The 21,889-nt window shown below is 41.0% G+C and carries 16 protein-coding genes; 3 read left to right on the top strand and 13 right to left on the bottom strand.

Going from position 1 to position 21,889, the window contains the following annotated elements; translation table 11 throughout:
• Positions 1 to 68 precede the first annotated feature (68 nt).
• The 12 genes from AC5JL3_RS17060 to AC5JL3_RS17005 form a co-directional block, all read right to left on the bottom strand.
• On the bottom strand, positions 69 to 2,069 hold the full coding sequence (locus AC5JL3_RS17060) for a right-handed parallel beta-helix repeat-containing protein (RefSeq protein ID WP_496075610.1): 2,001 nt from the start codon (positions 2,067 to 2,069) through the stop codon (positions 69 to 71).
• A 525-nt stretch (positions 2,070 to 2,594) separates the two neighbouring features.
• A complete protein-coding gene (locus AC5JL3_RS17055; protein WP_496075609.1) occupies positions 2,595 to 3,365 on the bottom strand; it encodes a WecB/TagA/CpsF family glycosyltransferase in 771 nt (256 codons plus the stop codon).
• A 272-nt stretch (positions 3,366 to 3,637) separates the two neighbouring features.
• Complete coding sequence (locus tag AC5JL3_RS17050) at positions 3,638 to 4,792, bottom strand: glycosyltransferase family 4 protein (RefSeq protein WP_496075608.1); 1,155 nt, start codon at positions 4,790 to 4,792, stop codon at positions 3,638 to 3,640.
• A gap of 8 nt (positions 4,793 to 4,800) precedes the next feature.
• Positions 4,801 to 6,129 (bottom strand): glycosyltransferase, encoded by a 1,329-nt coding sequence (locus AC5JL3_RS17045; RefSeq protein WP_496075607.1) that lies wholly within the window; start codon positions 6,127 to 6,129, stop codon positions 4,801 to 4,803.
• A 118-nt stretch (positions 6,130 to 6,247) separates the two neighbouring features.
• Positions 6,248 to 7,306, bottom strand: a complete 1,059-nt coding sequence (locus AC5JL3_RS17040) for an NAD-dependent epimerase/dehydratase family protein (protein WP_496075606.1) — start codon at positions 7,304 to 7,306, stop codon at positions 6,248 to 6,250.
• A gap of 276 nt (positions 7,307 to 7,582) precedes the next feature.
• Positions 7,583 to 8,824, bottom strand: a complete 1,242-nt coding sequence (locus AC5JL3_RS17035; protein WP_496075605.1) for a glycosyltransferase family 4 protein — start codon at positions 8,822 to 8,824, stop codon at positions 7,583 to 7,585.
• Positions 8,825 to 8,941: 117 nt separating this feature from the next.
• Positions 8,942 to 10,213 carry an O-antigen ligase family protein gene (locus tag AC5JL3_RS17030; RefSeq protein ID WP_496075604.1) on the bottom strand — a complete coding sequence of 424 codons (1,272 nt, stop codon included), beginning with the start codon at positions 10,211 to 10,213 and terminating at the stop codon, positions 8,942 to 8,944.
• A 110-nt stretch (positions 10,214 to 10,323) separates the two neighbouring features.
• On the bottom strand, positions 10,324 to 11,580 hold the full coding sequence (locus AC5JL3_RS17025; protein WP_496075612.1) for a glycosyltransferase family 4 protein: 1,257 nt from the start codon (positions 11,578 to 11,580) through the stop codon (positions 10,324 to 10,326).
• 105 nt (positions 11,581 to 11,685) lie between these two features.
• Positions 11,686 to 12,621: a glycosyltransferase family 2 protein gene (locus AC5JL3_RS17020; RefSeq protein WP_496075603.1), complete on the bottom strand. Its 936-nt coding sequence runs from the start codon at positions 12,619 to 12,621 to the stop codon at positions 11,686 to 11,688.
• An 8-nt stretch (positions 12,622 to 12,629) separates the two neighbouring features.
• Positions 12,630 to 12,830, bottom strand: coding sequence for a hypothetical protein (locus AC5JL3_RS17015; protein ID WP_496075602.1), 201 nt, complete (start codon positions 12,828 to 12,830; stop codon positions 12,630 to 12,632).
• A gap of 176 nt (positions 12,831 to 13,006) precedes the next feature.
• Positions 13,007 to 14,824 (bottom strand): ABC transporter ATP-binding protein, encoded by a 1,818-nt coding sequence (locus AC5JL3_RS17010; RefSeq protein ID WP_496075601.1) that lies wholly within the window; start codon positions 14,822 to 14,824, stop codon positions 13,007 to 13,009.
• Positions 14,825 to 15,149: 325 nt separating this feature from the next.
• Positions 15,150 to 17,372 (bottom strand): GumC family protein, encoded by a 2,223-nt coding sequence (locus AC5JL3_RS17005; RefSeq protein WP_496075600.1) that lies wholly within the window; start codon positions 17,370 to 17,372, stop codon positions 15,150 to 15,152.
• Positions 17,373 to 18,040: 668 nt separating this feature from the next.
• On the opposite strand from AC5JL3_RS17005, the gene AC5JL3_RS17000 reads away from it, so the two are divergent.
• The gene (locus AC5JL3_RS17000) at positions 18,041 to 19,471 is read left to right on the top strand and encodes a sugar transferase (RefSeq protein WP_496075599.1); all 1,431 of its coding nucleotides are present in this window, start codon (positions 18,041 to 18,043) and stop codon (positions 19,469 to 19,471) included.
• A gap of 137 nt (positions 19,472 to 19,608) precedes the next feature.
• Complete coding sequence (locus AC5JL3_RS16995; RefSeq protein WP_496075598.1) at positions 19,609 to 20,061, top strand: PPC domain-containing protein; 453 nt, start codon at positions 19,609 to 19,611, stop codon at positions 20,059 to 20,061.
• A gap of 153 nt (positions 20,062 to 20,214) precedes the next feature.
• Here AC5JL3_RS16995 and cobS read toward each other — a convergent pair whose 3' ends face one another.
• On the bottom strand, positions 20,215 to 21,009 hold the full coding sequence (gene cobS / locus AC5JL3_RS16990; protein WP_496075597.1) for an adenosylcobinamide-GDP ribazoletransferase: 795 nt from the start codon (positions 21,007 to 21,009) through the stop codon (positions 20,215 to 20,217).
• 317 nt (positions 21,010 to 21,326) lie between these two features.
• Between cobS and AC5JL3_RS16985 the strand changes: the two genes are divergently transcribed.
• Positions 21,327 to 21,779 carry a hypothetical protein gene (locus AC5JL3_RS16985; RefSeq protein ID WP_192217581.1) on the top strand — a complete coding sequence of 151 codons (453 nt, stop codon included), beginning with the start codon at positions 21,327 to 21,329 and terminating at the stop codon, positions 21,777 to 21,779.
• Positions 21,780 to 21,889 lie beyond the last annotated feature (110 nt).

Below are 21,889 nucleotides of genomic sequence, written 5' to 3'. Positions count from 1 at the left end.
GCTAATGATTAAAAGGCTTTCAGCCTCTTCTTAAGATCTCAAATGGGTTCTATAGGGAATATCTGAGATTATTCATTCACTACCTCGCTTGTTTTTTTACGCTCATAACCAACAAAATCCAAGTAATTCCTCAGTTCCTGAACCTTAGCAGAGCTAAGCTTTCGTCCTTGCAAACTGTCCTCTCGATCTTTCAAAGGACTACTTTCCTGAAGACGGAAATCGTAATTGTCCGGATCTACAAACTGAGGATCTATCCATTGATAATTAGCTTCTTCCGTAACATTAGCCCAACCTTGGATATCGGTCATCCTATTTCTCTTAAAGCCTAAGCCAAAGACTTTTTTCTCAGGAGCCCAGTAAACGTTATCCGAGCCAGCATATCCTCGTTCAAGAAACTCGCGGTAGACTCGTGGGTCTCCGGTATCTTGGACAATCAAGGCTTGGTTCGAGGCACCCGCAATGATGATATTATTTTCAAACCGTGTCGCTCCCAGGAAGATGGGAGTTTTCGCACCGTCATTATCGCCTAGTATCTCGCCAATTTCGTCAGTGAAAGTGCGTGACTTAGCCGAGGTAAACTCGACCGGATTGCTTCCATTGACTCCATGGATGATCGAGTTTTCAAAAATGATGTTCGTTGCATTGGAAATTAAAAAATTCACCTTGTTGTCGTCAGCCACCAGGGCTTTACGTACCAAGAATGGACCTGGTGAAATCTCCAAAAATAAACCGCAAATATTATGGATTGCTGTGAGATTTTCAATGAGAATATTTCTATTGGCAATGTCAAACCATAATCCCCTTGTCATATTGCCAATAGACTGGTGACCTCGAAATATCCCGTTCCGGGTGTGGTGGATTTTGGCTCCTCCAATTGCCCAGCTCACGAAATCCCCCATGTAGCCACGCCAATTGTTAAAGCTAGTTTCGTTGTTTTCCCAGATTGTGTTTATGAGTAGATGAACTCCTATTCCCATAAAACCGTTGTAGTTCGCAGTATTTCGGTAAAGGGTAACGTTTTTTGTATTTAGTAAACTCAGACCTCTAGCGTTGTTCCAGAGAAAATTACAGTCTTCAATGAGAATATTGTTACCTCGGAACTCATTTTTACCATACCAGGGACCGAACATAACTGCTGCATCAACTTCGATCTCTCCATTGCTGTGCTGAAAGGTTAGATTTCGGAGTACCACATTTTCCATATGAAAGAATCGTAGTAGAAATCTCTTGTTAGCCACTTCCACCGTCGCTTTGGCAAAGTCAAGACCATCCTTAGGACGGATATAGATTTTGTTGCCGTTCTCGTCTAACTCGACTACTCCGAAGCTGCCAGGTTTCAAGACATATTTCGGCTCATCTAAGCCCATGTATTCATGATTGCCCCTCCCTCCCCAGCTATCCGGCCAGGTATAGTTGTACTTCTCCAGCAAGATTTGCTTTAGAGGCTGTTCGTTAAGAAAAACCATCTCACTCCGGTGGGCGATGACCTGTTTAGGACCATATTTGCCCCAAGCCCCGCCGCGATTGCCGAAGTCATAGAGCCAGTTATGTTCGTAGTAAAGAACCTTACCTGTTTTGTCTTTAACAGGCTTCCATGTATCGGGTTTCCAAAGGTCAGAACCGCTTAAGATTACCTTTCCTTTTTCTGCACCTTCAATAACCAGCAGGGCATCTTTAGCTTTTGAGCCAAGGGCTTTACCATTAATGACAAATTCTCCTTCTCGATATACACCAGGGTGGACTAGAATTTTAATTCCCTTGCCTTTTTTTAAATACTGCTTTGCCTCTTCAAGCGCAGCGCCAAAAGTTTTTAACGGCTTTTCGTTTAAGCCTGGATTTTTATCGGATGCGGAAGGATTATTAATATCAACATGGATGACTTGCTGAATTTTGCTTTCGTTAATTTGGGCACCCGTAATTCCCTTAGAGTTAAACGTTTTATCAGTCCAATTTAGAGAATGGAATGGCTCACCCCAACTTCTATAATGAACAAATTGCAGACCAAAAACTAATGCAAAAAAACAGATAACTAAAATAAATTTATATTTTTTACGTCTTATGATTTTCATTTTTGGCTCTTCAGTACCTGTTATGCAAAAATCCAATATGGAAAATCTCTAAGCCTTACGGGGCAAGGATTTTCAGGAAGTAAATATTTTTTTAGGCTATGAGCCTTGCCCCGTAAGGCTTTTTGGCTGATTTTGCATACTAAGTACTGAAGAGCCTCATTTTTTTTTAAAAGTATGCTGAAAGCGACAGTTGATGCTATCTTAAAACCTGAGCGCTTTCTTATAATCTTGAAAGCGAACTTGCGGCTCGGTTCGTACGAGGGTGGGAACTCCACTAGGAGGCGTGATAGTTGCAGTCAACAGCAGTATATTAAATTGATTCCTCATAGTGACACTATTCAGGTGACGTGTGAGTGAGAGAATTACAAGAGAATTAATTGTACGCAATAACAGATCCTTTAAATGGTTCTTTTTCAGCTTCTATTACCATTTACAATTAGGTAGAGCCGTGGAAATTTCTACTATTTCTGTTTTAAGTTTGAGGAAGTCCCCTTACAGAGAAAGTTTTATTTAACCGATTGTGGATTAAACCTTAGTTCTTTCCCCTTGTTTAATCTGCTGTCTGAGAAGACGATAGAAGAATAATGGATTTCCGATAATATAGCGCTCCCATAAGCGTTGTGGTTCTGTAAAAAACCGGGTTATCCATTCTAGTCCCCGGTTAGTCATCCAACGCGGTCCTCGATATACATTACCTGTATAGAAATCAAGACACGCACCTAGAGGTAAAAATACGTGAGCTCCTATTCGATCTATATTGTCCAAAATCCAACGTTCTTGTAGTGGCATGCCAAATCCTACATACAAAACTCCTGGGTTGAATTCATTAATTTTTTCAATAACAGAATTGTTTTCCTCCCCAGATTTATCAAAATGTCCATGATGTCCTTGTATTCTTAAATTAGGCGCGATCGCTATTAACTTGGCAATTGCTTGGTCTACTACTCCGGGTTTTCCTGCAAGCAGAAATATAGAGACATCTTGCTTTTCACAGGCTAGTGCTAAGTCCTCTATGTAATCAGGGCATGTCATCCGATGTACGGATTGTAGAGGGTATCCTTGTAACTTTGCACCCAATAAAACGCCGAATCCATCACAAAATACTAGATCAGCGTTGTTTAAGAAATCTCGGTACCAAGAAAACTCAGAAGCAAAGTTCATAGCCCGGACATTCACATTGCCCACAACTGTCTTCTTTTCACATTTTGCTGCTTCTACTACATATTCTATTAGTTCAGTTACTGTTACTTTATGAAACCGCGTTTGTAAGAGAATTACATCATCAAAGTTTTTCATTGCCGCCACTTAAGTAATAAATATAGTAATTTAATCCTATCCACTACATTAGCCCTCAAATCAACTTGGGGTTACACTAATATAACCCTGCCACAAGCAGCAGTTTCTCAATAACTCAACAAAACACCCTTCTTCCTGATTTATGCATTTAGACGAGTGCTAGATATTGAGGATTTAATAACATCCTGAGAATGACATCAGCCGTGTATTAGCTTACCCTTTGCCATTATTGGCACCTTAATGTTTCTATGTTGTAGTGCGTCTTTAATAACTCACAACTCGTGAATTGCACGAGCTACATCACAAATAAATTTATCTCGCCGAGCCTGATACCAGTCCCGTGCCTCTTTAAAGGCTTGCGGTACATCTGGAGAAGCAATTGCTGAGACTAGAAGTTTAGCGAAATCCTCTGGGTGTTCAGCTACTTGCACTGTTTGTGGGGGATCGAAAATTCCACGCACAGCCACAGGAGTTGCCACAATTAACGACCCTGAGGCGATCGCATCTAGCGTCTTGATCTGTATACCACCACCGCTAAGGGTAGGAATAGCTACAACTTTTGCTTGAGCCATGAATTCCTGTGCATCAGGCACAATACCTCGATAATGAACATTTTGGTATTTTCCAGTTAACCAATCAGCCCCCTTCCCAGCAATATGGATTGACAGACTATTTGGTATTTTAGGATAAATGGATTCGAGAAACCATTTTAGTGCTTCTTCATTCGCTCTCCATGTCCAGCTGCCTAGAATACCAATATCAAAGTTTTTTCTTAGAGGCTTATTTAGTAACTTTTCCGAAGCAGGAGGCAGAGTAAATGCTATTGCTCTAGCTGCACCTGCAAGGCTAGAGCAATACTTAGCATCATTTTCCGTAACCGTCCAAACTTGATTAACTCTAGTGACTAACCTATCTTCCTGAGATTTTATCAAGAGCGCTTCTCGTCTGTAAATTGACTTTAATAGAAAGCTATTTGTCTTCCTAGCTGTTTCTTGATAAAGCTCATGTTCAAGATTATGAGAAATAGTTATTTTTTTATCTATACTTTCAATAAGATTTTCAAGCCAAAATAACTGAGGATGATCTATGACTGCAATATCATAGCTTTGACTTAATAGAAGGTTTTTTACAGTTCTTATATAGTTGTTTGAACAATATTTCACCGATGAATAAGGAAGCTGCTTAAGGAAGCTCCATAAAATCCAATAAAGTGTATAAAGCTTTGCAGTTTTCGTCTCAGTATAGCGTTCAGAAACCACGACGATATCTGGATCGGTATGTTCTATAGAATCACCCTTGCGAAGGTATCCGACAACTGAAACTTGATGTCCATTCGCTCTAAAAGCATCAATAAAACATTGGGTTGCAACTTCACTGCCGTTGCGTTTTTTACTAAGAAGAATCGTTGTCAAAAATAAGATTTTCATAGTTTTAATTAATTAAGAGTATTAGTATAAGGATTTCCTGAAAAATAGCTAGGTTGTAGGTTCTGGAAAATTACACTTGCAAATTTTTTCGCTTGATTTTGCTCTGCAAATCGTTTCATCTTTTCTTGATCGTACAACTTGCGTGGAGGTTCAAGGAGGAAACTCTGTAAACCTTTGGTAATTTCACTAGGTACGCTCGAATCTACTGTTAGACCCAGTCCATATCGACGAGTTACTTCTCCCATCAGTCCAAAATCTGAAGATAAAACTGGCTTTTGTGCGGCAGCAGCACGCACCAAGATAGCACTCATTCCAATATGACGCTGGTAGGGAGCAAGTATAACATCTGCTATTTGGAAGTAGGGCTGTATTGCTTGATCGGTGACAAATTCATGACGACCAATAATTTGAATCGGTAAGGATTGGGAAATCTCTGCAATACGCCTCTTTATTTGTTCTTGGGCGTTAAGCTCAAACGGTCCTATCAATAAAAGGCAAAGTTTTTGAGCAAGATTAGGTTGTAAAAGATTAATAGCATCTAGGAGCTGATGAATACCTTTCCGTTCAGTCAGTACCCCAAAAAAGAGAAATACTTGTCTGTCAGGCTCAATACCTAAACTATTTTTTATTTTTTCTAGTTGAGTCTCTGAGTCATTGTATATTTGCACTGGATCTGGCAAGTAGACCATTTGTGCCTTGCTCTGAAATTTATCAAGCTGTTCTACAGCAAAAGGATCAAGGCAGAAAACAGTTTGAAGCTGTGGATTGTTTAAGAGACGGGGTAAACAAAATTTATCACGCCATTGCCAAACACCTTCTTTTCCAGCAGGTACATAATTGGCAAAATCGCGATAATGAAATATCGGTCTGAAGTAAATACTGGAAAATAGGCAAGGAAACTTGGCTCCTAAAGCTAACCGTAATAGAATACTATCGAGATACATAATCAGGCAGTGAGTAGTACCTAGCGATATTGCATATTTACGAAGTAAATACAACTCCTGAAACGCCCGTTGGATACGACCTGTAAATGAATCAGCTAATTTTGGTCCTTCAACAAGTGCAGCTTCTTCTTTACTACTAATTGGAATAAATTCGATATTCTTCTGAGTTGAATTTAAAGCGATATCTACAATATTGGTATGTTGCTGCATGAATGTTGGTGAAACGAGCAGATCTAAATGCCCGGAAAATTTCTGCTCGCACCAATATTTAACTAAATGTTGAACATAGCCTGGATGATGTCCTCTATGATCGAGTTCAAACACCATGAATTTATCGCTACCACCTCTCTCGTTGTCTGAGGCATACTGTTTACCTTGACGAGGCGCTAACATAACGTACCTTCTCCTGAGTTAGACGGTGGTATTGATGATGGAATTGGCAGAGGCAACTCTAGGTATAGTTGCCCCAAATCCCTAGCTCAGCACTAAAGACGCGATATCTCTAGAAGAATCATCCTGTAGTGGCATAACGCTCTTTTTCTGCTTTAATTATTTCCTGGAAAATGTCAGTAAGGCTACGAGTAATTCCCCACTCTGGAAAATGCTCCTTAAGCTTACGCAGATCTGAGATATAGCAGATATGATCGCCAATACGGTTCTGATCGACGTAGACCCAATTTACCTTCTGACCTGTGAGGTTCTCGATTAAGTCAAAGGCTTCCAATATAGACACGCTGTTGTCACGACCCCCACCTAAGTTGTACACTTCACCCGGTCTTGGATTGCGACGAAACGCTTCAAAAGCTTGGATCACATCATAGCTGTGAATGTTATCTCGCACTTGCTTGCCTTTGTAACCAAAAACTTTGTAAGTACCGCCAGTGAGAGCGACTTTTACTAGGTAGGAAAGGAAACCATGCAGTTCAACACCCGAATGGGATGGTCCAGTTAGGCAACCACCTCGGAAGATTCCTACCTTCATGCCGAAGTAGCGACCATACTCTTGTGCCACAACATCACCAGCGGTTTTAGATGCACCAAACAGAGAGTGCAGACAACGGTCAATCCTGCACTCTTCAGAGATCCCGTTATAGTCCTCAGGATTAGCGTAGTCGTAGCGCTTTTCTAACTCAATGCGTGGAACTTCATTTGGAGCATCACCATAAACCTTGTTGGTACTGATGTGAATGAAAACGGCTTCCGGACAAAATAATCGAGTTGCTTCCAGGAGATTTACAGTGCCTAAGGCATTCACTTCAAAGTCCAGTAGCGGAATCTGACAAGCTTTATCGTGGGAGGGTTGAGCGGCGCAGTGGATAATTAAGTCGAAGGGATTAGCCTCAAACAACTCAAAAATACTTTGGCGATCGCGGATGTCGATACTGTGGTGTTCAAAATTTTTAGTAATGCCTTTTAATCGACCAAGGTTCCATGAAGTATCGCCCTGACTACCAAAAAACTCAGCCCGCATATTGTTATCCACACCCATGACCTGATGACCTTCACTGTCATAGTATTCGACGGCTTCGGAGCCAATTAATCCACTTGAACCTGTTACTAATACCTTCATCTACTTCCTCTCATTTTCAGATAAATATAGAACAAAAAAAGAATGCTTACCTAATAATTTGGGTTCTTCATCACTTAGTATGCCAAACTCTCAGATTAAATCGCTAAAAACTATGCTGTTCCTGAATTTATGCCTCTGCCGCCTAAATAATCTAAAATAATGCCCAAAAATCTTGCTAATCAAGATTTTTGGGCATCGCATCAGGCATTTTAGCATAACAGGCACGGAAGAGCCATAATCTTGAATTTATTGAAATTACTATTGCTGTGAATGTACCTAATATTGTTTGGATACAGGCAAGACTTCCTGATAATACATAGATATTTTAAGCGCTTTTTTTGACCAAGTTTGTGTCTTGGCAAACTCATATCCAATCCTGCCCATTTCTAGGCGTTCCTTTGGATTTCCATACATGTATTCGACTGCCTGAGCTAGTGCGCTGATCGTTTCAGCGGGATTTGTCACGGGAACTTTAATACCAGCACCATTAGGAATGAAATCTTGTGCGCCATGATGGTCTAATGTGACTACTGGTAGTGCTTGGGACATGGCTTCTAGCAATTGAGCACCAAAGGAGTCGCGTAAACTTGTGAAAATAAAAACATCATTTTCCAAATATGCGTTCTTGACTTCTGTCCAAGGAACGTGACCACGGCACTCTACTTTGCCTTCTAAGCTAAACTCTTTGATCCAACCAGGAACGTAATGGTCTAGAGAACCACTACCTAAGATAGTTAGCTTAAAAGGTATCAAAGAATTTACTTTTGAAAGTGCTTCAAGGGTTAGAAGCAATGCTTTCCTTGGAATTACCTTACCAACCCAAAGTAGTCGTAGCTCCTGAGAGGCTGTTCTAGTCGGAGGAGTTTGAGGAAAGTATTCATCAGGTAAGCCACCGTCTAAAAATAACTCAACACGGCGTGCTCCGAATCGTTGAGCTAGCTTAGCAGTGTCCTGGTTAGTCACCAAAACCAAGTCGGTATGACTAAAAGTTTTACGCAATGAAGGAATGAGGAAGATTAATCGTTGATAAACGAAAGTACGCATAGCTTCTGCACTCCAACTAGCGAGAAAGTACTCCTTGAAGGCGGTCGGAGCTACTTGTCCACCGCCAGCAGGACCAAAGATAAAGGGTTTGTTGAGGCGCCAAAGCCAGGAGCCACCCTGTAAGCTAGCCATAGTTAGATGGTGGACGACATCGAATCCATGCTCTTTATCCAGTTGCTGTGCAGCATCATACGCCTGTCTCTGCCATGCGAGGTAGCGTAGGATACCCCAAAATTTGTTATTAATGTGAGGCTCGTAGCGCTTCATCCAAGCAGGATGATCGACAGAGATAAAGTGCAGTTTTGGTTTTGGATGAGATGCTAATACCTGTTCGATTTTGACCATAAGTTCGGCAGTGGTCATTACCCAAACTTCATGACCTATCTCAGCAAGATGCCATGGGCAGTTCCAACCACGTCCTTCTTCTCTACCTTGACCAGGAATACATGCGTAAGCACAAATCAATATCTTCATATCTATTTATACTGCTCTACTTTTGTGCTGCTTGCATAATGGATATAAGAACTAACTATATAGTAGGAGGATTTTGATGGCTTTAGAATATCTTTAAGCCAAGCATTTCGTTGAATTTTATTCCAGTACATAATTATTGTATTTATTTCTCAAAAGTTTTGAACCTTGCTTTTTCCTAGTTCTGTCTTGCTGCAAAGCTGTGGAAAAAGCTATTGATACATACATAATCCACAATGAATGATTCCCTACAAAAGTCTTAGCTTCACTAAGATTATAAAGTACAAAAAGTGTCGTGCTAATAAGTAGCCAAAAACTTTCTATTGTTGGAATCAAAGGTATAAGAAAGAATAGTCTTAAAAAGACTCCAAATAAATGTAGTATAAAAATTGACACTCCTACAACCCCTAATTCCAAAAACAGGTCTATAAAACCGTTGTGTGCGTGAAAGCGAGCTTCTTCTTTTGCAGCAACTGATGCCCACGTATTATGTAGGATATATAATGCTTCATCTGAAGTCCAGAATCCCGCATAACCATAGCCTAGCCAAGGTCGTTTTAATCCTGCTTCGATGGACAAGTTCCATATCGGTACACGCCCGTTAAAGTCCATGTCCTTTCCCAAAGTATCAACTACTATGGTTTCTATGTTACTCAGTATTAATATAGCCACGACACTAGCTATCAGTAAGACAACAATGTAGAAAAACACTTGAAGTTTATAGTCTTGTTTAATAACCTTAGACAAGGGCACTACAGATAGAGAGAAGAGTAAAAGTATTAAAGCTGATTTGCTCTGAGACAGCAAAATTAGAGCAACCGCTAGCCCAGCTCCACTTAGTGCAATCCAACGGTGCTTTCGCTCATAAAAAGCCGTGAGTACAAAAAGCCCAGCCCCTATGGTCATCATTCGAGCTAGATATTGTTTGTGTACAAAGATACCTCTCCATTGACCTTCAGAATTTATCCCGTAGGCTGGTAGAACTAGGCTGGCAGGTACACTTAGAAGTGCGGATATGCTGAACAACCAGGTGAATATGTGCCTCTGCTCTCTCAGGGAGTAGCGTGTAGCCAAGTAAACTCCGAATAGAGTTGCACGTAGCACAGCTTTAGTTTCGTCTGAAGTATATTCCGGAGCCGCCGACCAAAAAATTGAGGATAAGGTGATTGCAATCAAGAGCAATAGAAGAATATCTCTTGTGATAACGTATATAAATTTCTTCCAGTGCCCAAGTATTAACAAAAGTAGAAATAGGTAGCTTCCTGCATTGATAGCTCCGCGTGTTAATGGGAGAAACGGTGGTATGGAAAAATCCCAGAAGCATAGAAGGAAGAAAACAATTATCACAGGTTCTAGCTTCTTTACAAAATGCCAGAGTTTTGAAATTTTCAATTTTCACCTCATAGTTATTTCCAATAGTTCTAGTGTTGCTAAAATTTATCTTTTGTCAGTTTTCGAGAATCTTAATCACACTCAGTAGCCAAATTTTAACTTTAGTAGTTTTAGCGTTCGCCTCCAACTAAAATTTCATAAAGAGACAAGTAACGATGCGCTTGGATGTTTAAGGTAAATTCTTGCTCTGCCTTCTCACGAGCGCGGAATGATAGTTTCTGATGACGTTCTTGGTTCTCTATCACCCAGGCAATTCCTTGAGCTAAGTCTTCAATTTTATAAGGTTGGGCTAAATACCCATTTTTCTGATGTTCAATCATATCTGGCATACCACCAATATCAAAAGCAACGCAAGGAATTCCACACGCGATTGCTTCCATGACGGTATTTGCCAAGTTTTCTTGAGTAGAAGGGAGGATAAAGACATCGGCTGCTGAATATACAAGGGCTAGTAAGAGATCGTCGCTTAATGTCCCCAAGTAGTTAGCCTTGAAACCAAAGTCAGGCGGGTTTTCCGGCTGAGATGCACCGAAAATAACTAGCTCTAATCTATTTTTCCACCCATACTTGCTTAACTCTTGTAATGCTGGTTGTAACAAGTAGAGTCCTTTCCTCTTATCACTAGTTGCCTTGAGTGAACCAAAAAGAATTAATTGCTTATCTTGAGGCAACTTGAGCAACTCTCTCGCTACCAGACGATTGATCGGTCGGTATATTTCAATGTCAAGACCATTAGGGATTATTTGAACTCGCAAATCCCTGAAAAGTGAACTGGAACTGGCAGATTTTGCTAACCATGAACTAGGAGAAACAATAGTCAGATTGAGGTTTTTCCAGCTCCTGGCTTTGCGCTTCCACACCCAATGGGATAAATCCCAGTCTCTACTGCTGCCAAGTTGAGGACAGGCACCACACGAAGCTGTGTAGCGGTCACAATCTGGACTGTAGTGGCATCCCCCAGTAAACGCCCACATATCATGAAGTGTCCAGACAAGAGGTCGCTTGAACTTGGCAACTGTTTCAATCTGAACGAATGCTTCATTAAGCCAATGCAGGTTGATGATATCAGGATTAATCCGTGCAGCTCTGGGAGCAACTGTATCTGGAAGCCACTGAGAAGAAAATCGAGGACTTTTCTGACGCTGAGGATAAAGTTTGTCAGGTAAATTATCAAAAGTTATCCTCATTCTTGCAATACCCTCTGAAACCCTATTGTTTGAGGAAACTACTGTTCTATCATTACTAGACTGGTTTTGCACCAACATTTTAGAATTTACACCAATATCCTGCAATCCCTGATGTAAGCGATAAGCAGCACGACCAGATCCACCAGTAATATCCGAATTGTTGAGTTGTAAAACCTTCACTTGAGTACCCACTTTTGCTGGAATATCAACTCTTTCTAGTATTCGACACCCTGTATTTTATCCATAAAGTTTTTAATTCTTAGCCAGGATTTAAATTCAAACCACTTAGTTTTTTAATAAAATTTTTCTAATCTTTTCTTTGAAGCGTGTCGGCAATTTTTTTTTATATAAAGTATTATGCGTAAATTTATCAGCTTGCACATCGCGAACTATATAGGGTGGATGTTTTAAGGGAAAGTCAATAGCTTCTACAGGCATACTGTCATATCGATGGGCAAATCTACCTTTCTTAGTTTTGATGTTAGTTCCCTCAGCACCAAATCCTATATTAGAAACTAAATTCACGTTAGAGAGAATACTTAGACCACTCTGAATCCAGCAAGCAAATGTCCATCGACAAGCCCAGAGATCTAAATGTCCATCATATGCAGATTGAAAAATGTCAGTCCAAAACTTTACTGCTTGGGGGTCTCCTAATATATCAGAAAGAAAACCTCCCGCTTTAATTTCTGACCAAAGCTTCATGTCAAAGTCGAAGTACTGCCAGGAGCGTCTCCAAGTAGCCCAACCCCAACAGTGGTTGTAGCGAGAGAAGTAGTAACTGTATTCAGTTCGTTTATGCCCAAACTGAACATTTTGACCTGAAATAGATACGATTCGGTTGTCGTATCTATATCGTTCAAGCATTTCCTCGCAGAAGCGAAAAAATGTAGGATGAGGAACACAGTCATCTTCTAAAATAATTGCCTCCTCAACTTTGTCAAAAACCCAATCTAGACCACTAGAAACACGCTTGGCACAACCCAAATTAGTCTCCGAGTAGTTCTTTAAAACCTCACAATCCCAATCAACACGCTCAATAATTGCACGGGCAGCAGCACAGTTTTCTGCCTCACCTGATCGCTCTACACGAGCACCGTCTGCAATTACTAATAGCTTTTGTGGTTTTGCTTGGCGAATTACCTCAAATACTTTCTCCGTAGTGCTCGGTCGTTTAAAGATGATAAAGGCGATCGGAGTTTTTAACGGCAAATTAGGCATTTAAGTTCTTATTTAACCAGTAGTTGTTGGTACATCTCAACCCGTCGATCATTAAGCTTATCGATATCATGGGACTTTTCCACATAGGCGCTATCTGCCTTGCCCATCTCCAGCCAGACTTCTGGGTGTTCAATTAAACCTGTAATTTGATTCAGAACAAAGGTCTGCGATAGGATTGGAAACTCTATAACAACAAAGGCTACTCTCATATTACTTATTGTTGACTATGGATTTCTTAAGCCAAGACCTATTGCTACTTGTTTAAAAAGTTCCCTGTAGCCTATCTGGACATTTTTTTCAGTTGTCAAAAGCTTTTTTTACCAGAACTCATGAACTCCATCAATGTTCCTCCTCCTGTTGGACAGAAAAAAATGCTTTTTATTTTTTATATCTCTAAACTTTTCTCTAAAACAACTTCTTGAAAACTACCTGACTTCACCACACGACCTTTCTCAAGCACATAAACCTGATCGCAATGCTCAACAGTAGAAAGACGATGAGCAATAATAATCAGAGTTTTTGTACCAGCCAGAGATTTAATAGCCTCCGTAACAAGGCTCTCAGTCTCGTTATCTAGTGCAGCCGTCGCTTCATCTAATACTAAAATTTCTCTCTCATGATAAAGTGCACGGGCAATTCCTATCCGTTGTCGTTGTCCACCAGACAAGCGTATTCCTCTCTCACCAACCCTAGTTTTAATCCCATCCGGGAGTTGATCAACAACATCAGCTAGCTGAGCAGCTTTAATAGCCTTATTTAATTTACTCGAATCAATTAAATTATCTGGAACACCGAAAGCAATATTTTTTTCAACTGTGTCATCCATCAAAAAAATCGATTGAGGAATATAGCCTAGTAGATTTTGCCAAGAACGTACCTCATTGTATATAGATACACCATCAACCTGAATATCTCCGCTTCCTGGTATTAAAAGCCCTAATATCACATCAACTAGTGTTGTTTTACCTGCTCCGGATTTCCCAATAAAGGCAATAGACTGACCCTTGTTGATAGTTAAAGATATGTCATTAATAGCATTTTCTGTAACATTAGGATAACGATAAGTAACTTTATCCAAAACAACCTGGTCTACAAATGTTATTGGTTGAAGTTTGAGTTCTTTAGAGAACAAGCCACTTTTGATTGAATCAGGAGCAACATCTAGGCGATTGCCTATTTTTATCTCTTCATCTATTTCTTTTAGATCCAAATAAAGCTTGTCAAGGATATAGCTGTTGTTCTGAAGCTGACCCACTGATCTTAAAACGTCGCTAAATGATGGTATCAGCCGAATTGAAGCTACTGCAAAAACACCTAGAACAGCGGTAATATTTTGCGTATTCTCCTCAAAGAAATTTATAGATACAGCTACAAAACTTATCAAAAACGTAATTAGAATCGCCTCAACTGTAATACGAGGTAGAGATTGAAAAGTGTGAAATAAACTAGCCGCCGTTGCATACCTTTGAGCTTCCTTACTTATTTGAGCTTCAAAGTATTGTTGACAACCAATGATATGTGTCTCTTTTAACCCTCCTAGACCATGGTTGATAATCTGAATCATTGCAGCATTAGCCTCAGAACCTTCCCTACCCCATCTCACTATTTTTTCTTTGGCTCTATAGTAAAGAAAAAATGCAAGGAGGAGAATTCCAAACAACCCTACTACAAGTACTAAATTTGCCTTTGCTAGCAGCAAAACTAGGATAAAGACTACAGTTAAACTTGCGGTTAACCTTAACAGAGGAATTATGCAGTCTTGACAAAATTTTTCTGTTTCGGTAGCTATATTTTTAATTATTACAGCCGAATTTCTATTTAAGTGAAAAATATAGGGAGCGGTCAAATAAGCATGAAGTAATCTTGCACATAACTTTCCCTTCTGAGTAAAGCTAAATTTGTAAATAGACGCTTGACTCAAATAGTATAAATATGCCTTCACACAAAAAATAACAATAATGATTAATCCTAGTAAAGAAATAAATTGACTAATAGAGTTTATACCTATTTGCTTATAAGCCCAATTTAGCCAAAAATTACTGAAAATACGCTCTGGCTCAGTCACTAACAATATAAACGGTCCTACAAGCCCAATCCCCACAGCTTCTAAAACAGAGGTTAATAGAAATGTAAAGATTAGAAGAAAAAGACTAGTCTTTTTCTCGTCCATTACATATAAAACTTTTGAAATATAGTTGAGCATTTAGTTTCCTCTCTGATGTATTAGTCTGCCAGCAGAAGTGTCGTCTTCTTGCTAATTTAGCAACAATCTATAAAGCTGGGAATTGTAGCTGAACTTAAAGTAGATGATTGTCAATAAGCTAAAAAGGCATTGGTTGGGGTAAAGTGATTAATCAGTACCCAGGAATAATAAATCGAGCATCACGGTGAAAGCTGGTAATTGAGCGAACGATTGCAGGGAACGGAAACGTTGAATCTAGAACAAGTGTTACAACAACTGATTGAGCTATTTCCCAGCAATTACATAGATTTGGCATAAGTTATGTCAACTATCGCTCTACAGTAGTTTAGGAGTTCTCAAGACCACGGCTAACACCAAGCGTAGCTTCTTCCTTAGTTGCAGAAATAGGCTTTATGTAGCGCTCATTGGTGTAGTAGAAGTAGCTGTCGGGTTCATTCTTAATACTCACGCCGTTGGCTACTAAACCTAAAACATTCTGACCCGATCGCTCTAAAAATTCCTTAGCCGCCTTAGCACTAGTAGCATCTACCACTCCAGGTCGGACTACCATTAAAATACCGTCAGCCATTTTGCCTAGAATAGGAGCATCGGCAAGACCAGCCAGAGGAGGACTATCAAAGATGACAAAATCATAGTTTTTTGAGAAAGTTTCAATTAATGAAGCCATCCGTTTGGAGTCGAGAAGAGCGACTGGATTTGGAGGTATTACCCCAGCAGGAAGAACATCTAGCCCAACCCTAGCTTCCTGTACAGTTCTACTGAGTTCAGCTTCACCAACAAGAATGTTGCTTAGTCCTGTTAAATTTGTTAATCCCCAGATATGATGCTGAGATGGATGGCGCATGTCCGCATCCACTAGCAGTACTCGGCGTCCAACTTGAGCAATAGTTGCGGCTAAATTAGCAGATACTTCAGACTTTCCTTCTTTAGCAACCGAACTCGTTACCACAATTGCTCTAAGTTCTTCATCTGAGCTAAGAAACTTCAGATTAGCTTGAAGCATTTGGTAAGCATCATTAATTGGAGAATGGGGAAGATCTCTAGAGAATATCCGAGGAATAGTCTGCTCCAGCTTTCCACTATGAATGCTAGGTTTTCCAGATTTGTCTGAGGCAGGAATAACTCCCAGAAGAGGGTAGCCAAACAGCTCTTTTGCCTCTTTGACAGTTTTAACCGATTTGTCTATTAGGTCTAGCAAAAATGCAATAGCTATACCAAGTAAGGTGCCTCCTAAGATCCCCCCTGCCAGATATTTCTTTTTACTAGGACCAGCCTTCTTATCAGGAACCTGAGCCTTTGAAATAATCCGAGCGTTACCTACTGTTTGATTTTCTGCTACCCGCGCTTCTTGAAGCTTGTTCAAAAGAGTTTCATAGGTAGTTTGCGATGCATCTACTCGCCGCTCAAGTTCCCGCTGGGTTTGCGCCAATTGAGGCAGGATGTTAGATCGGTTTTTATAAGCGGCTCGTGTCTTATACAGATCATTGAGCTGGTTACTCAAACCAGAACGCTGCACTTCTGACCGAACAAACTCTCCTGTCAAGCTTTGCTTGAGTTCTCCAATTTGTAAATTCTTAACAGCCACATTTTGTTGGCTCCCCAAAACTTGATCAACCCGCTCTTGCAGTAAAGTACTGAGTTCTACTTCTTTGCGCCTTAGCGCGATTACTGGCGGGGCTGTATCAAGAAAGCGTCTCCGCTCAGCCGCCAACTCAGTTTGCACCTTTTGGAGTTCTGTAAGTACCTCCTGTACCCCAGGCGACTGAGAGAGAGAAGTAACAGCTACAGCTTCCTCTCGATTTAAACCCAGTTGGTTGCGGAAAGATTCAGACTGGGCACTCAAATTTGCAAGTTGAGCCTGAAGTTGAGCGATTTGTTTATCTAATTCTGATATTGCTTTGACTGCTTCTGTTGATTCCTCTTGCAGGACTACCACGCGATTCTTTTCTTTAAATTTACGCAGCTCTGCATCGGCTTTCATAACAGTCTCTTCAACGCTAGGTAGTTGATTACTAATGAACTTGCGAGCTGTAGCAGCTTTTTCCCGGTTAGTGTTTATATCGTTCTCTATGTAAAGCCCCATAATTTTGTTGACCGCTGCTGCAGCAACTTTGGGGTCAGTGTCCTTAAAAGTGAGTTGTAGAACATCTGTCCCAGTAACAGGATTCACTTTCAGCTTTTTCGTTCTCATGATGCTCTTTGGCTCAAGGGGCTTACCCTCTTCGTCTCTGAGAGCTAGTGCATTTATAGTCTTTTCTAGAATGGGGAGGGACTGAATAATTTCTGCTTCCGTAGATAGCGGATTGCTCTTATCCCCAATAGAGGCAAGCTCTCCTATGTCGTTCTTCAAGCCTGTTAACGATGAAGAGCGGTCAGGCTTGAATAGAAGCTTACCTTCTGCCTCATAGATAGGCTTTTGTAGGAATGCAGCTAGAGTGGCGAGTCCAACAACAATTCCAAAAACTCCCGTTGCAGGAAGCCAGCGCCGTCTAAGAACAAGCCAGTACTTTTGAAAATCTATCTCTTCTGTAAATTCTGGGGATTCCATAAGCACTTAGGAAGAAGGGTCAGGAGCAGTAGGCAGTGTTAGGCAAGAAAACAGGCAGAAGTTCCTGAATTGAGCCAGTTCTCACGATAGCGTTAACGTAAGTATCCAGCTCGTCTTGTTGTAGCATCAGTTACATCACTTTCAAACACTCTTTGGTATGAGCCTAGTCTCGTTTCGAGCCAAGATTAGGAAGGTAATGTTTGTTCTGCTTGTCTAACATAGCCCGCTTTGTATTATATTAAACGGCAGAGTAGGCAGAGTCATTCCTTGTCCCTTATCTATTTTCCCATCAACTACTTAAAAATAAGTGATTTTTTGTTTGTCTTCACCAAAAAATCACAAAAATGTCGTAGTTCCCAATTAAGTTTCTATAATATCAGATGATTATACAGGTAATCATTCCTAATTTTTTGACTAAAACCTAAATTCTGAAATGTGATTCTTTAACCGAACACTAGTATTCAACCGTTTGCTCTGAAGCAGTATTCGTTTTTGGGAGAATGCGTAACCGCATAGATAGATTTAATACCTGCCATACGAATAGGTAAGCTATATGTAAAAAAAACGCTCCTGAGCTGAAGTATAAATTTATTTTGGTATTGTGCAATACGGTGCTGACACGGAATAAATCGGTTGACTTTGTAAATTTAGTGAATGGGGTGTCAATCATGGAACGTTCAGTCTTAGAAAAGTCCAAGTTAGATTTACGTGCTCCGCTTTCCACAAAACTACGCCAGGATACCTACGCTGTATGGCTACGGTTAGTAACTTTGCTTGTAGGTGATCTAAGCTTTCTGTCGCTGGCATGGATGATAGCAGTGACCTATGGTACTCCTGCCGATTCTTTCTTGAGAAATCCGACAGCCTTATTGGTAGTCCTTCCCCTTGAAGTCGGGATAATTGCTGCACGGGGACTATATCAATCAGGAGAACGGCGCTGTGACTATTTGGGTCTTACTAAAGCAATCATTTTGGCACACATTCTCTTGCTAGTTGTCGCTTTTTTATATCAACCCAACTTGCTCGCTGCTTCACGATCTACTTATCTTTTGTCTGCCATATGCAGTGTATTACTTGTATGTGTTGATCGATTTGGGATAGATCTACTACTCAAGCAGCTTCGTAAGCGTGGTGCAATTCGTTATAACACGGTCTTAATTTGTCCTCCAGAAGATGCTGAAAAAGCTTATAGTATACTAGAGAGAGAGGATTGCTATAGAAGCATTAAAATAGTTGATGCTTGTGCCCTTTCATTAGATAAGTCTAATGTTAAAAACCTCATTGAAGCTATACGTAATCTAGGTGTAGCGGAAGTCTTCGTTTGTTCTTGGACTAGTATGAAAGATCGAATGTTCCTTTACTGGAGCCTTCGGAATGCTGGTGTTTCCCTAAGAATTTTGAGCCTGGATTTAGAAGCATTCTATCGTCGATCAAAGATTTTGATGCTCGGTGGAACCCCTACCCTTAAGTTCTCTCCTCCTTTAGTTACCGGCTTTGATTTTTTGGTGAAGCGATGTTTTGATTTTGTGGTTTCTGCCTTGTTGATTATTTTAATTTTTCCCATTCTTTTATCTATTGCAATAATTGTTAAACTAGATTCTCCTGGACCTTTTTTTTATAAACAGGAACGTGTTGGTCTACATGGTCGTTATTTCAAAGCTTTGAAATTTCGGACTATGTATATCAATGCAGATAAACTCCAAAAGGAGTTGGAAGCTCGTAATGAGATGCAAGATGGTGTTCTCTTCAAAATGAAGGATGATCCACGTATCACTAAAGTTGGAAAGTTCTTGCGTCGTTCAAGTTTAGATGAACTACCACAATTGTTCAATGTTCTCTTAGGAGAGATGAGTTTAGTCGGCCCTCGACCTTTACCAATTAGAGATGTCCAAAAATTCTCTGAACATCACTTTATTCGCCAGGAAGTGTTACCGGGTATAACAGGTCTTTGGCAGGTTTCTGGTCGCTCAAACATTACTAGCTTTGAAGAAGTAGTGCGTTTGGACACGTTCTATATTGAAAACTGGTCGATTTGGTTAGATATGCAGATTTTACTGCGAACAGCCTTAGTTCTTTTGCAAAAGAAAGGTGCTTATTAACGGGACTGTCAGGAAAATGGTCTTGTTGTAACACCCTTCAAAGCAGGATTTGGGGAAAGATTATAGGCTCCCACAACCGACGCTTGACAGTACAAAGCTTATAATTGAGCCGTTCTAGCTTAAATGACACAGTTTATATGACTAAGGCTATTGCCGCTCGGTTTAGCTTAGCTCTCCTTGTTCCTGTAACTTTCTTAGCAGTGAGCTTAACTGCAGTGGCAGCAAGAGCGCAAGATCGACTCTACAATCCGATCACGATTCCTCCTAGTAACGAACTTTCTGATACGCTCACAGAAAACGATATTCCTACGGGCGAGGGGGGCTTTGCTCGTGATTACACCATTAACTTAAATGGCGGTGATCAAGTTGCTATTGACTTAATCTCTGAAAACTTTGACACCATTGTCACCCTTTTAGCATCCGATGGCTCTACCGTTGCTGAAAATGATGATGGTCCAGATGGTAGTACCAACTCTCTTTTATTTGCTCGGATTACTGAAACGGGTAAATACTTAATTCGAGTGCGTGCTTTTGGCGAAACGGGTGGTGGGGCATTCCAGTTGAAGGTGACGCGGCTGCGACCAATTTAGTCTATTAAAAATTTGGGTGAGTTTATTTAGATTTCTGGTCTTTTGCCGGTGGTCAGTGGTTTGTTGCTTCTGACCACTAAATAAGGGGCAAAGCAATAGAAGAGTTTGGCAACAAGCTTAACGCTAATCAAAATCTATTGAAGGCACTGTAGCTTAGTGAAAGAAGCTGGTAAGGAGACAAAGAAACAGTGCTTCTGTCCATTCCACTACGGCTCCATAAGTGTCGCCCGTGTGTCCACCGAGTTGGCGGTTAAAGTAAGCCCCAGTAAGGAGTGCGATCGCACTTCCTCCCACAACCATACCCAGCGATCGCCACCAAGCGCTCCCGTACAACCAGGGTAAGCCGCATAAACCTAGTAGCAAGAAGAATCCTACTGAGAGAATATCTTGGGGTGTGCGAATTGCCTCTTTGTGAAATGCGCCCTTACCCGTAGGTTTGAGATAGGGATAAAAGGCGATCGCAACGACTTGCCCCCAACGTCCCCAGCCTGCTGATGCCATCAACACCACACCACGATAGGTTTCCACGTCGGTCAAAGCAGCAGTTTTTAATAATAAAATAGCCGTTGCTGCCATTGCCCCAAAAGCACCCGTGGCACTATCTGCCATTACTTCCAGACGCCGTTGTCGGTCTTGAACCGCTAAGCCATCCGCTGTATCCATCACACCATCCAAGTGCAGTCCTCCAGTCAGAGCAATCCAGCTAACCACAATAACTGCACTCCGAGTCAGTATCGGCACTCCCAACTGTTGTAGCCCACTATCTACAATTCCCAGTATTGCCCCAATTAACAATCCAATTAACGGTGCCCAACGAGCAACCCATCGAAACTCTAACGCCCAACGAATAGGAATTGGAATGCAAGTGTAAAATGCGATCGCCCCAAGGAAGGAACCCCAGAATCGGCATCCCCATTGCCCCAACCGTCGTAATGTGAACCGCTTCATTGGGGACATCCAGTCTAGAATTTACAAGATTGCCGTATGACCAGTGGAGAATCTTAGGATACTATTGTCTCATACCCTACTGTCATACCTTCATTGTCTTACCTGTACGACACAGGTAATATCAAGTAGAAATCTAAAAAGCCCTGCGCCGTGTAGCCTTCTGAGGTATTTATTCCTGCCTAGTTCATCTTTGTCTTTACCTTTGCAGAGGCTATGATCTAAGCACCCGGTATTGAAATGTAGGGTTTGAACGAAGCGGTTACATCAACCTACCGCATGGAAATGTCAGCCCTTATTGCATCCTACGGCTTTTACCCATGAGTCATCACCAACCTCCGCATCAGCTTCCAGCCCCATGCATCATTGACACTGGCACCATCGTCAACAAGCAAGACATGGGACGCCTTCTCACAGATTTGGGTCGCGTCCGCTATATTCATACTCTCGATGGTAAGCTGCAAAATGAGGGAGAAGGGTGTGTGCTAGAAGTCTTTGCTGACCCCAACCGCTCTACCATAATTGCTAACCGAGCGCTTTACCTGAATGTTCAAAGTTTTGATTATTTGCAGCTAAATCAGTCCCCTGAACAAGAAACTTACTTTGATCTCATTCAAGATAATCGTCAGTTACGCCTGATTCCCCTATCAAACCCTTATCAAGAGCAATCTAACCAGCAACTTAATGCTGACGCTCTAGAAACGATGGTGGCACAAGTTCTTAGTGCTAAATGGGATGTGCAAATCGACGACGAAGGCGAGTGCCCGTTCTAAGCTATCAACCCTTTGGATCTTTGAGTTTGGATTAACGCTTGAGATCAGGTAAAAGATTGAGATAGCTGATGAGAAATATGAAACCTAGGCTTACACCTTGATAGAGAGCG

The sequence above is a fragment of the Symplocastrum torsivum genome (assembly GCF_059505465.1).
The sequence above is the reverse complement of the archived record's forward strand: the minus strand, read 5'-3'. Positions and strand labels throughout refer to the sequence as shown.

Excerpts from the sequence above, each read along its gene's own strand:
- AC5JL3_RS17015 (WP_496075602.1), bottom strand. The coding sequence starts at position 12,830 with ATGAGAGTAGCCTTTGTTGTTATAGAGTTTCCAATCCTATCGCAGACC.
- AC5JL3_RS17050 (WP_496075608.1), bottom strand. The coding sequence starts at position 4,792 with ATGAAAATCTTATTTTTGACAACGATTCTTCTTAGTAAAAAACGCAAC.
- cobS (WP_496075597.1), bottom strand. The coding sequence starts at position 21,009 with ATGAAGCGGTTCACATTACGACGGTTGGGGCAATGGGGATGCCGATTC.
- AC5JL3_RS17060 (WP_496075610.1), bottom strand. The coding sequence starts at position 2,069 with ATGAAAATCATAAGACGTAAAAAATATAAATTTATTTTAGTTATCTGT.
- AC5JL3_RS17020 (WP_496075603.1), bottom strand. The coding sequence starts at position 12,621 with ATGCCTAATTTGCCGTTAAAAACTCCGATCGCCTTTATCATCTTTAAA.
- AC5JL3_RS17035 (WP_496075605.1), bottom strand. The coding sequence starts at position 8,824 with ATGAAGATATTGATTTGTGCTTACGCATGTATTCCTGGTCAAGGTAGA.
- AC5JL3_RS16985 (WP_192217581.1), top strand. The coding sequence starts at position 21,327 with ATGAGTCATCACCAACCTCCGCATCAGCTTCCAGCCCCATGCATCATT.
- AC5JL3_RS17045 (WP_496075607.1), bottom strand. The coding sequence starts at position 6,129 with ATGTTAGCGCCTCGTCAAGGTAAACAGTATGCCTCAGACAACGAGAGA.
- AC5JL3_RS16995 (WP_496075598.1), top strand. The coding sequence starts at position 19,609 with ATGACTAAGGCTATTGCCGCTCGGTTTAGCTTAGCTCTCCTTGTTCCT.
- AC5JL3_RS17010 (WP_496075601.1), bottom strand. The coding sequence starts at position 14,824 with ATGCTCAACTATATTTCAAAAGTTTTATATGTAATGGACGAGAAAAAG.
- AC5JL3_RS17040 (WP_496075606.1), bottom strand. The coding sequence starts at position 7,306 with ATGAAGGTATTAGTAACAGGTTCAAGTGGATTAATTGGCTCCGAAGCC.
- AC5JL3_RS17055 (WP_496075609.1), bottom strand. The coding sequence starts at position 3,365 with ATGAAAAACTTTGATGATGTAATTCTCTTACAAACGCGGTTTCATAAA.
- AC5JL3_RS17000 (WP_496075599.1), top strand. The coding sequence starts at position 18,041 with ATGGAACGTTCAGTCTTAGAAAAGTCCAAGTTAGATTTACGTGCTCCG.
- AC5JL3_RS17005 (WP_496075600.1), bottom strand. The coding sequence starts at position 17,372 with ATGGAATCCCCAGAATTTACAGAAGAGATAGATTTTCAAAAGTACTGG.